At 38.1% G+C, this 12,107-nt stretch carries 6 protein-coding genes; 2 read left to right on the top strand and 4 right to left on the bottom strand.

What is annotated here, in order from left to right; genetic code table 11:
• Window positions 1–170 precede the first annotated feature (170 nt).
• From MKZ25_RS03310 to MKZ25_RS03295, 4 genes are all read right to left on the bottom strand, one after another.
• Complete coding sequence (locus MKZ25_RS03310) at window positions 171–2,672, bottom strand: S-layer homology domain-containing protein (protein WP_340800127.1); 2,502 nt, start codon at window positions 2,670–2,672, stop codon at window positions 171–173.
• A gap of 191 nt (window positions 2,673–2,863) precedes the next feature.
• A complete protein-coding gene (locus MKZ25_RS03305; RefSeq protein ID WP_340800126.1) occupies window positions 2,864–4,801 on the bottom strand; it encodes a stalk domain-containing protein in 1,938 nt (645 codons plus the stop codon).
• Between the two features lie 400 nt (window positions 4,802–5,201).
• A complete protein-coding gene (locus MKZ25_RS03300; protein WP_340800125.1) occupies window positions 5,202–8,042 on the bottom strand; it encodes an S-layer homology domain-containing protein in 2,841 nt (946 codons plus the stop codon).
• A gap of 483 nt (window positions 8,043–8,525) precedes the next feature.
• A complete protein-coding gene (locus MKZ25_RS03295; RefSeq protein ID WP_340800124.1) occupies window positions 8,526–9,710 on the bottom strand; it encodes a chromate transporter in 1,185 nt (394 codons plus the stop codon).
• Between the two features lie 235 nt (window positions 9,711–9,945).
• On the opposite strand from MKZ25_RS03295, the gene MKZ25_RS03290 reads away from it, so the two are divergent.
• Together MKZ25_RS03290 and MKZ25_RS03285 are read left to right on the top strand one after the other, a co-directional pair.
• Window positions 9,946–10,626 carry an amino acid transporter gene (locus MKZ25_RS03290; RefSeq protein WP_340800123.1) on the top strand — a complete coding sequence of 227 codons (681 nt, stop codon included), beginning with the start codon at window positions 9,946–9,948 and terminating at the stop codon, window positions 10,624–10,626.
• Entirely contained in the window at window positions 10,626–12,044 is a 1,419-nt protein-coding gene (locus MKZ25_RS03285) for an HlyD family secretion protein (protein WP_340800122.1), read from the top strand. Before MKZ25_RS03290 ends, MKZ25_RS03285 begins: the two co-directional genes overlap by 1 nt.
• The last annotated feature ends 63 nt before the right edge of the window (window positions 12,045–12,107 follow it).

The following is a 12,107-nucleotide window of genomic DNA, read 5'->3' as shown; positions in this document are numbered from 1 at the left end:
TAATAAATTATATACTACATTTGTAATAATTCTATGCGCCAATTACGTGTTAAAATGTTGCATACTCCCTAAATGCCGTTAATTCCTTGCCCTTCGTTGTCCTTAAATAACAAGAAGCAGGAGCGTTGTTAGAATTTTCTGTTCAACGCCCCCTACTGCTCCCCTTTTGATTATTGTTTTTGAAGTACTTTCGTTAAGAATGTTGCAAATTCAGCGCGGGTAATGCGATTATTCGGCTTAAATGTATTATCAGGATAGCCGCCTGTCAGCTGATTTTGGTAGACCGTCTGAATTGCTTCATACGCCCAGTGTGATGCTGGGACATCTTTAAACGGTAGTTCAGTTGTTCCTGTTAAATTGTACGCACGTTTTAAAATTGTTGCCATTTCAGCACGTGTTAATTGACCGTCCGGACTAAACTGATTTGCCTCTCGCCCAGTCAAAATTCCTTTTTCAGCTACAGCTGCAATCGCATCATACGCGAAATGTGTTGCTTTTACATCTGTAAATGCAGGTGTTTTAGTTTTTGTAATTCCTAGTGCACGGGCAATAATCGTTGCGGCCTCAGCACGTGTGATCGTACTTTCCGGCTTGAATGTACCATTTGGATAACCTTTTGTTAATTCACGAGTATTTAAATATTCAATCGTTGAACTTGCCCAATGTGTCGGCTTTAAATCCGTATAAATCGGCTCTTTATAACCATCTTTATAAACTGCCTGCAATTGGTCGAAGTATAAAATGCCTTTGTTGTTGTTATTCGAATTTGGCTCCGTTACATAAATCCGGTCAAATTTGACTGGTAATGATAACGTTTGCGGCACTGTTGCAGTAACATACTTCCACCCTGTCCAGTCTAATTGCCCTTGCTGTGTAAAATCAATCGTATGGTTTTCACCATTACCATCAATAATAACCCCTCGTAACCAATGCTTCGCTGCATCGCCATATACCCATACACCGATTTGCTTCGGTAAGCCTTCCATTGTTTTCGGTGCTTGCGCTACAACATAGGCTGCCTTTGTACCTGTTTCATTCGATGTGAAGTCATAGTTCAACTTTATCGATGATGCTCCTTCTCGGAACGGCTCCGCTTTTGAAGCTTGACTAATTGTTGCCTTTGCCTTCGCTGTTGAAACAGCCCAACCCGATGTAATATCAAACGAATCGATTACCTCTACAACTTCCGGCTCTTTTGTTACGCGGATCGGAAACTCTGAGCGAATGCCATTGTAAGTAGCAATAATTTTACCTGAGCCGGTTTTTGTCGTTGTGAAGTTGGAACCATTAAATTGACCGATACCACCTTCAACGGACCATTTTACATCAGCCGCTGAAATTGCTGCCGGATTTAAAAACTCATCGTATGCTAGTGAAACATTGGCTGCAGCTGAAGTCCCCACTGTCATCGAGCTAGGTAAACCTGTAATGGAGAACCCTTTTAATTGACCAGCAGGAGCAGTATTTACTACTTGCAATGTTGCAGAAACACGGCGCTCACTACCGCCGGAAGGACGATTTACCAGTACTGGAGCCTCACCACCCGGTTCACGTACTACCATAGTCGTCGAACCTCCGCCATCTAAGTTCAGCGCATATTTTGCTCCTTTTGAAATCAAATAATTCGCCAAATCCTTTAATGTCGCGCCATTACTATGACCTTCTTGTCGCCCGTCTACCGTTACCAGAAATACCTTTTTCCCTGTTGCATCGATTGCTACTGCAGTACGGTCACTGCGTGTTGTAGCAAATGAGGCATTGTTAGGCATGGAAATATTAACTTGGCCATCTTTTACAAGTAACGGACCTGCCGCTAAAATAAACTTGGCATCCATCCATTTTTCATCGATCTTTAAATCCACTTGAACCGGTGCACCTATTTCAATTGATGCCTTCAACTGTTCCGCCACCGCTTTATCTTGCACGGAAAGGACAAAGCCATCTTGTGGAACGCTGGAATTGCCGGCTTGACCATATTCTGAAACACTCATAACTGTCCCTGTAATTGAATCACCGAAGCTGAGCGACTTTGTATCTTTTGAAGCACCCGTAACGACGATTTCAAGCCCCCAATTATTCGTATTTGTTGATGCTTGACTCGCTGTATAAAGTACCGTTGTACCTGTAGCACGCTCATTATTGATTCGATCGATTGCTACTTTTTGGCCTCCAACAGTAAACGATAGATCCGTTTTGTAATAATCTGCAATCGCTTGTCCCGATTTTGAAATACCAAATGCAACCGGTTCTTGGGTAGGACTATTATTGTTTTCTCCTAAAATACCATAATTGACAATGACATTATTGTTTACAAGTAAATTCGCTGGATAGCCATTTCCCAAGAAATACGATGCATTCGTTGCACCGACAACACGATGCCCTTCATAATTATGTATTTTCGAAATCGCTGATGTTGTTTTTAATGAATTAATCGGATTCGGCATCCCTATTTCTAATGCCGTATAACTATTGGCCAAATCAATACTTAAAAAATTTACTGCTTCTGTAGTATTTGCTGATTCATATTTTTCTTTTGTATATAAAACACCCGGAGATACGTTCGTTTGCTTGTTTTCTATTTTTTCATCGAATGCTGCTGAAGTTTCTGCAACATATGCTGCGCCCTGCATACCTACAAACACGGCACTAGCGGCTACTATCTTCTTTAACAATTTTATTCGCTCCTCTACTATTTAACATTACGTTTCTTTCACGAATATATCATAATATGAAACGTAAAAGTTTATTTTCAGAGATTTGAAATAAAGGTGTAATAAAAATTGTTGAAGTTTCTATAAATACCTGACTTTTATTAAAAAGTGCAAACAAAAACAGGCAGAGGAACTTCCCCGCCTGTTTGGAACTAATATTTTGTTTCTACATAAATCGCTACTGGTAAGTTACTTCCACCTGCATGGATAATTTCCAGATGAATGACGTCATTAGCGCCACTCGTTTGGTAAACAGGTAATTCTACATATTCTTGACCAGGCTTTAATGTAGGGATTAAATAGGATTGACCGTTCATTTTAACGGCACCACTATATAAACCGCCACGTCCTGTAATTTTAATCGCAATATTTTTTATTTCATTTGCAGGATTCACAATTGGAACATCGACTTTGTAAAGCATTCCGAAATGCCCTGGATTGCCAACTGTGCCGTTCATCTTATCAATCGAATTTTCTGCTGTTAATAAGTTATCCGTTTTCCCGTTCGAAATATTGTAGCCAACTTGTGCGCTATCAACTGTATAAGCCGGTAACGTTGCTTTAATTGATGAACTTGGCCAAACCCCGCGAGGATGCATTGCATATTGATTAATGGCAACAGCTGGTGAATGAATTGCTGTTAATTTTGCCGTTTCATCCAAGCTAAGAACTGTACGTAACGTATAGCTTACTGGTTGTCCGCTTACAGAACGCACATCAAGATCATGTGTGAAACCTAATAAATATTTATTACCGATTGAATAGGATTCAACTACCGCTGTTTCACCAGGGGCAATCGTAATTGTTGGATTTTTTGCATTACGCATTGTCCCTGTCAATACTGCATCCGATAATGGCAGTCCAACATCAAAAGTGCTCCAGCTGTTGCTTGATGTTTGAGATGCTCCTTTTGAACCTGTTACTCGGATCGAATAATTCGATGTATTTTGTACCGTAATACCGATTGTTGCACGCTCACCCAGCTTATTAATATGCCAGCCATATACACGATGCTCTTTAACCGATGTAACATTGGAAACTTTATATTCCGCCAATGTTTCATTGTTGTTTTGAATAATTGTCGGAATTAACTCTTCTGGATTATCACTCACAAAAAGCTCGCGATTTCCATCTAATTTTGCATTTTCAACTAACTGAGGCACATTTAAAGCCCCATAAGATTTCGGTAAAAAATCACTTGTCATCATATAGTCGTATAACGAAATATAAATTGTTTTTGACTCATTAATATAGCGAAGTGAACCACCATTTCTAAAAGAGTCTACGATGAATTTCACCGGTACATACATTTCGCCTGCTCGAATAAATGGTTTTTCACTGCCACTATACAGTTCATTATTGACAAAAATATTATTGCTGTTGTCTGTAAAAACAAAGTTTAAACCTGATACCGAAAGTTCCAGACGATCTTCCGCCAGCCATGATTGGGATGTGCCCTGTAAATAATCCGTAAAATACGTAGAAGGGATATACATCCGACCATCTTTGGTGATGACTTCATGATTCATTGTAATTTTCGTACTGTTCATATACAGCGTATGTTTTAAATCGGGTAGAGGCGGAATAATAATTGGATCATCCTCACCTGCTCCCGGACTTTGACCGTCATGAACTTGCTCGTTTAATACAACTTCTACAAGCTTTTTCTGTTGATCCCAATAAACTTTCCCGTCAGAGTTTTCACTGACAAAACGCATTGGAATATATGTACGATCTTTATAAATGATCGGTGCCGCTAACATTTGGGTACGCGCACCGTTTACAAGTGCTGTTTTAGAATTGATCGTCAATTCAATTACTTGACCATTTCTTACACTAACCGCCTTTTTAGCTTTCGCATCCCAGCTAACCTCTGCGCCAATTTCTTCATAATAATCCCGCATCGGCAATAGCAGCGAGCCTGAATGATTTAATATAGGATCTTTAAAAGTAACTACGCGTCCGTTAATTACAACCGTCACTTTATTTTGCTCGATGATATTTTTATTTGTTGCTGCAAACGATTGTTCAGTATTGATTGAAGTTGTTAAAAATAGTGCTAATAATACTACTGTAAACCATTTTTTCATTGTAACGCCCCTTCACTCTATAAATTACTTCCCCATCATAGCATATTCTTACTAAAAGATGCGTAGAAATTGTAGAACTATTTCCATTTTTTATATTTTTAAGTAATTTTCAAGAAAGCTTTTGAATAGAAATTTACTTAAAGCTCAATGATTCTTTGCTCTTGCACCAATCCATTTGGTAAAACTGATTTTCAAGAACCAGTTCTTTTTTAAATTGTTTTTTCTTGTCCTTATTTATTCAGGATAATTATTTATAAATTATCAATTCCCCTATTTTCATCTGTTTTTAGTGTAAAGAAAAGCCTTGTAGAGATATTTCTCTCTACAAAGCTTTCTTTTAACCTTTCATCTTCGAAAAATTTCATTGAGTGAAAGGTACAGTATTAAGAACAAAAAGATATTAGTTATTTGAAACTACAAGAGAAGCCGGTACATTTAATTTGTTTCCTGCCGCATCTTTAACATCCATTGTAGCAAGTGCTTTTAATGTTAGACCTTTGCTTAATTGTTCAGCAGTAACTGTAGTTGGTAATACGATATTTACTGTATTAGCAGCTAGAGCTACATCAGTAGTAAGAGTTGAATCTGTCTCAAAAGCTACTAATGGAGTAGTTGCAACTGAATCGTTATCCCACTTATAAGCGTCAGTACCTACGAATACACCAAAGTCAGCAGTGTTTGTTGAAGCTTGGAATACATTTTCAGAGAATGTAAGCTTAATCGTTTTTAAGTCTGCTTGAAGTTGAGCAGTAACTGTTGGAGCTACGTTTTCTTTAAGGTCAATAATCTTCGTAGTTGTAGTCATAGCAACAGTTGAACCAGCAGCTTTAACATTTTGTACAGTTACATTACGTACGCCTGTAAATGTGTTTGAATCAGCTTTTAATTTTAGAGTTACTTTTGTTAAGTCTGTAGCACTAACAGTAGCAGACTCAACAACTGCTCCGCCAACAATATAGTTAGCTACATTAGTTGCAGATGCAGCATCAACATTTTTATCAAAATTAACGACTAATGTGCTGTTATCAGTTGCTGATTGAACGATTGCATTATCAGCAGCAAGTGCAATCACATCAGTGTTTGCTAGAGTTCCATCTGTTCCACGTGTGAATGTAGTCTTACCAGCTGTAGTTGCTACAGCAGCTTCATTAGCAACACCTGAGAATGCTAAGTCTAGAGAGTATTGTGCGCCTTCTACACTCTTATTACCTAATAAATCAGCAAGTTTCACGCGGATAACTTTTTTGCTAGCAGCATCTTTGTAATTAACAGCAGTTGCTGTGATGTCTGTAGCATTAATTGAATTAGTAACATAGTTCTTAACATATGAACCTGTTGCATCAACAGTTGCATTTGTTAAAACTACATCTTTATCAAAAGTGAATTCAAGGTATTCAGCTTTATCAGTTGCATCAGTAACAACAGCAGTTGAAACAAGTTGTGGTGCAGCAGTATCTTTAACAAATTTCACTACACGGTTAGTTGCAGCTCCAACTTCTCCAGAACCATCAACAAAGTTAGAGATTGTAACAATTTTATCTCCTTCAAGAACTGAAGCAGTAGTTACCGTTACTTTAGTAGCATCTTTAGGGTCAATTACAACATTAGCGGCATTAATAGTTTGGCTATCAATAGCTACTGTTGGTTTTCCTACAACAGCTTCAGAGAATTTGATTTCAAAAGTTTTTGCACCAGTTTGTGATACTGAAGATACAGTAGGAGCTACTCCATCTTTCGCACCTTTTTGGAACGTAACTGTAGCAGGGTTAGGATTTAATAAGTTACCAGCTTTATCAGCAGCACCAATAATTGTAGCTGTGATATCTTTAGAAACCGGTACATCTACATCACTTAAGTCAAGAATTACTGCTTTACCACCGTCAACTAAAGTTCCTTGACCAGTGATATCAGTTACTACAGTACCATCTGCTAATTTGAAAGTTGTAGAACCAGCGCTTGCCATTGGCTCAGAGAACTTAATTTTCAGTTGGTTAGCAGTTACTAATTCAGTACCAAGTACTGTAGGAGCAGTTACGTCTTTATTAATAGAAATGATTTTGTTGAATTTCTCAACAGTTTCACCTGCAGTTGTAGTTAATTTATCTACAACTACATCATAGCGTTTTTCCAATAATTGAGTTGATGTTACAGTTAATACTTTTCCATCTGCACTTAACTCACCTGAAAGAGTACCGTCTGTAACTGAATCGATTGAACGGATAGTAATTACACCTTGTTTGAATGCTCCACTTTTTCCATCAGCGAATACTGATTTTGCATCTACCGCTTTGTTGAATTTAACTTCAACTTGTGTAGCGTTGATCGCTTCTACTGATGATACTTTTGGATCTGCTAAAGTTAATTCAATAGCAGCTTCAGTTGTTGCGATTGCTTTTTTAGCCGTTTCGATTGCAGCTTTTGCTTTTGCTGATGCTTCAGTTGTGATTACATCTTTTGCATCCGCTACAGCTTTTTCTAATGCAGTAACTGCTTCTTTAGCAGTTTTCACTTCTGCTTTAGCTGCATCAACTTCTTCTGCTTTAACTTCTGTGTTTAATGCTTTTACTGCTGTATCTAAAGCAGTTGTTGCTTTTTCTACATCCGCTAATAATTCTTCAGCGTTATCTTCTTGAGCCGTATCGATAGCACGAGTTAACATTACTGCGAATTCTTGACGAGTAATTGAATCGTTTGGCGCTAATAGGTTACCTTTACCTGCAATAATACCTGCTGCTACTGCTGTTGAAAGTGGCGCTTCGAACCATTTACCAGCAACTGCGTTAGCATCTGCAAATTTAGAAAGATCTGCTTCACCTTCGAAACCGTAAGCTTTCACAATCATTTTCGCTGCTTCAGCACGTGTTAATTTACCATTTGGCACGAATAGACCGTTACCCATACCATCAACGATACCTGCATTTGATACTGCGATGATAACATCTTGGAACCATTGGCCGTCTTTAACATCTGTAAATGACTCAGTTCCTACAACTGGTAAATTTAAAGCCATTGTAAACATTTTCGCTGCTTCTGCACGTGTTACATTACCTTTAGGATTAAATGAACCATCTGGATTTCCACCAATTACACCTTTATCAGCTAATGTTTCTACCGCTTCTTTTGCCCAAGGTGCAATTTGATTAGCATCCTTGAATTCAGCAGCTGATGCTACTGGTACGATTGCTGAAGCTACTAATGCAGCTGTTGTTGCTACTGCGAAAAACTTATTTTGTTTTGACATTATTATTTCCTCCTAAGATAAACCTTTTAGTGACCGTTACGGGACGGCTCCATTAAACCAAATTAAAAACTGGTTTAATTTCTCTTACCCTATTTTTTATATGAATAGCGTCTTTTAGTTGAATTATGAATCTATTATGTAGAATTTCTTAATTCAATTTAAATTATAACATACATTTATAGAAATGAATGTTATTAATATTACTTTTTTATGATAAAAACATTACAATTATTATATTTTTATCATTATTATTTGGAAATCAATACTTTATATTCACTTACATCCATAATTTGGTCAATGTTTAGTTATTGGAGATTATTTTTCTCTATAGTTCCTTCTATTTAAAAGGAAATGAAATAATGCATGACATAACACTACAGGTTCTTCTACTACATTTTGTTTTTGCAGGTGTAAGTTACCACACGTTTACGGAAATACCATGCAGTTCGATCAATTGCCGTTTACGAAACAAATTACACTTTTCTATAAAAATACTAATCCTGCTACAGCCCCGGTAACAACAACAATCCATGGCGGTATTTTCCAGTAAGCGAGCATGCTAAATAAAATCACAACTAATGCAAAATCCTTTGCTTCTTTAATGGAGCTTGTCCAGATTGGAGAATATAACGCAGCGATTAAAATACCAATAACAGCCGCATTCACACCCATAATAGCCCCTGTAATTTCAGGTTGATTCCGTAATTGATCCCAAAACGGCAATGAACCGATTACTAAAAGAAACGCGGGTAAAAATATTGCTATTGTCGCAATGATTCCTCCTTGCCAGCCATTCATTACTGTTCCTAAGTAAGCAGCAAATGTGAAGAGAGGGCCTGGCACTGCTTGTGTGACACCGTATCCTGCTAAAAATGCTTCTTCACTCATCCAGCCTGTTGGGACGAATTCCTTTTCCAGTAACGGCAACACAACATGTCCCCCGCCAAATACGAAAGAACCCGAGCGGTAAAAACTATCAAACATCGCTATCCAATAAGAACCTGTCGCCATTGTCAGGATTGGCAAAGCTAGCAATAAGCCGAAAAACAATAGGAGACAAAATCCCCCAACCCATTTCGTAATTGGAAAGCGCGACTGTACTCCTGACTCATTTTTTTCTTGCTTCAGCAAAAGGTAGCCGAGGCAAGCGGCGATTAAAATAATCCCTATTTGACTGAAAGCAGTTTGCCAAAGAAGCGTTACAAGCAATGCAAAAATCGCAATGGCTTTTCTTTTCAAATCGGGCGTCAGACTTTTCGCCATCCCGATAATAGCATGTGCGACAATCGCCACCGCTACAATCTTCAAACCATGAATCCACCCGGCGCTTCCAATATCACCCCCTGTAAGCAATAACGCAAATACAATGAGCGCCACTACTGAAGGAAATGTAAACCCGATAAAGGATATAATGCCGCCCAATAAACCGGCGCGCATAATCCCAATACCAATTCCGACTTGGCTGCTCGACGGTCCCGGAAGAAACTGGCACAGCGCAACTAAATCTGCATAGCTTTTCTCATCCATCCATTTTCTTCTTCGTACATATTCTTCATGAAAATAACCTAGATGAGCAGTTGGCCCTCCAAAAGATGTCAGTCCTAAACGTGTTGAGACTAAAAATATTTCGGCAAGTGTTACAATTCGATTTTTCTTTATTGATTTCATCGCAAACTCCTTAACAGATATTTAATGTGTTAACCCATTTTAATTTCTTTCTTAAAAGTAGCACTTCTCTCTCGCCTCAAATAGACTATTCCTTATTTTTTACATACTCTTTACATTTACTTTGCAATTAGGATTATAATAAATTTATATATCTATTAAACTGTGTTAATATATGTGTTATTTTCTTCAAATTAGGGTATTATTCATATGTTAATAAAATTATTGAGGTGAATTTATGTTCGAGTACAAGTTTTGGCATCATCTTTCGCACCCATCGCAACTCATACATAATCTTGAACGTGGCGAAGATCAAAGGCTTAGAGGGTATCGTAGAAGTTTGCTAGCTATTTTTGGTTTTACATTGCTGTTTTTTATCGCGCGTAACTTCTGGGGGATGAATACAGCCGATTTAACAGCACTGCTGGTAAATGGCCAAGGAGATTTATATAGTTTCGCACGTCTTATGTCTTTAATCGGTGCGATTTTAGCCGGCATTTTATTTTTTGTAATTCATTATTATGTCATTACATATGTGATTCATTTACTGACAAATATTGATTATGGCCGGATTCGGAAAATACAGCTCTATGTCATCTTTTTCTTTGTTCTTGAAAAATTGCTGACGGTGATAATTTTTGCGATTGCAGGATTCTCTACACCATTCACAATGTTTTCGCTGGCACCTATGATGGCATACGTATATTATCATGACTATTTATTGTTCTTCCTGAACCAGTTAACAGTCGCATCGATAATTGCGGTATGGATTCAATACATATTTTTATCGAATTGGACAGACCGGCCGAAAGCTTTGCTGTTTAAGTTAATCCTTATTCAGATTGTATTGGCATCGCTTGTTGCGTTCTATAGCATTCTTCCTGTTTTAACATGGATCGAAGGGTGGCTTGGTCTATAATGCGTACGATGAACAAAGTGAAAATTTTTAGCGCAGTTGCCTTTTTGTTTGTATTGGTGAATGGTTATCTACTATTAAAAGATAATAACATCATTCTAAAAAAGTACTATATTAATAATGTGCAATTTGCAGAAGCCGATTATCATGAAAAATTGCTTGAAACAGATGCAGTGGTCGCATCTAAATACGAACATTTCATCGCTGCTCCTGTACAGTCCATTAGCGAAGTCCTCGTTACACAAGGGCAAAGTGTTAATACTCTAACAGAGCTGGCTATTTATAAGCCGGAAGAAGCGGAGCGTGAAATTACCCGCCTTGAAACAGATCGCAATGCGTATGTAAACGAGCTTTCTGAATTGGATAGAATTGTTTCGGATTTACAAGACGAAGGCAGCACTTCCTCACCAAGTACAGCAACCGATTCGACAACACTGGGTGACAATGACATTTGGAATATCAATTTAACGCTGGAGCTTGGTATTGAGCAAAATACGCCAACAGCTGAAGGTATTGCTATTATTCAGCGTTCGATTGCGGAAACAGAACGTCAAATCAGCATTTTGGACAGTATGATTTCGCAGCTTAGTAATAATAATTCATTAACAACACCTGTTGACGGGATTGTGAAAGAGGTAATTCTTGAAGGTGATTCGATCATCTTCCAAATTCAGTCACTTGAAAAGAAGTTTGTGACGTATGTAGAACATAAAGACTGGAAAGAAATCGAAGTTGGTCAACCTGCTTCTATGATTTTGAATGAGGGCAAAGAAGACGAACTTGTTATCGAAGGAAATGTACTGGAAAAGCAGCAAATTCCAGCACGTGATTCCATCGCATTCAATGAAATGAAAAAGAACGATAAAGTAAAGCCGGACGATACTGTTTATGAAGTAAGTATTGAACCTGCCGACTTCTTAATGGAAACACCGATCGGTACACTTGCTCAAGCTACAATTACGACAATTGAAGCGAATGGCAGCTTCCAGGTAGATGAAGAGTGGCTTGTAAAATATGAGCATGACGAGTCAGTAAATCTGATTTATACAGTAGATGAAAACGGGAAAACAAAGTTAGAGCCAGTGGATCTTCTTTTCAAGCATAAGGCGGAAATCGTACATAGTGAATTCATGTATGGAGAGCCGATTGAAGAAAACATTGTAGAAGAAGAAACAGTACCTACCGAACCGCGCCTCACAACCGTTCAACTTGAAGATTCTAAAGAGAATGACATGAAGAAGAACGAAGATTTAGAAAAAGCGGCAGTATTTACAGCACCAATCGCTCCACAGCAAATTCTCATCGATGGCGATGAGAAAAACTTGTTCGCTCCAACATTCAGACCGTACCCTTTACGCACATTTGAATGGGAATATGTTGATGCGACTTGGAAAGACGCTCTATGGTATTTAATTAAATAGAAAATTATAAACGGCGGGAAAAGATCATTTCCCGCCGTTTTATTTTGTTTACTAATAACGTGT

Source organism: Solibacillus sp. FSL W7-1464 (assembly GCF_038004425.1).
In the GTDB taxonomy this organism is placed as follows: Bacteria; Bacillota; Bacilli; order Bacillales_A; family Planococcaceae; genus Solibacillus.
Note: the sequence above shows the minus strand (reverse complement) of the source record. Positions and strands in the feature narration are given on the sequence as shown.

Excerpts from the sequence above, each read along its gene's own strand:
- MKZ25_RS03300 (WP_340800125.1), bottom strand. The coding sequence starts at position 8,042 with ATGTCAAAACAAAATAAGTTTTTCGCAGTAGCAACAACAGCTGCATTA.
- MKZ25_RS03295 (WP_340800124.1), bottom strand. The coding sequence starts at position 9,710 with ATGAAATCAATAAAGAAAAATCGAATTGTAACACTTGCCGAAATATTT.
- MKZ25_RS03290 (WP_340800123.1), top strand. The coding sequence starts at position 9,946 with ATGTTCGAGTACAAGTTTTGGCATCATCTTTCGCACCCATCGCAACTC.
- MKZ25_RS03285 (WP_340800122.1), top strand. The coding sequence starts at position 10,626 with ATGCGTACGATGAACAAAGTGAAAATTTTTAGCGCAGTTGCCTTTTTG.
- MKZ25_RS03305 (WP_340800126.1), bottom strand. The coding sequence starts at position 4,801 with ATGAAAAAATGGTTTACAGTAGTATTATTAGCACTATTTTTAACAACT.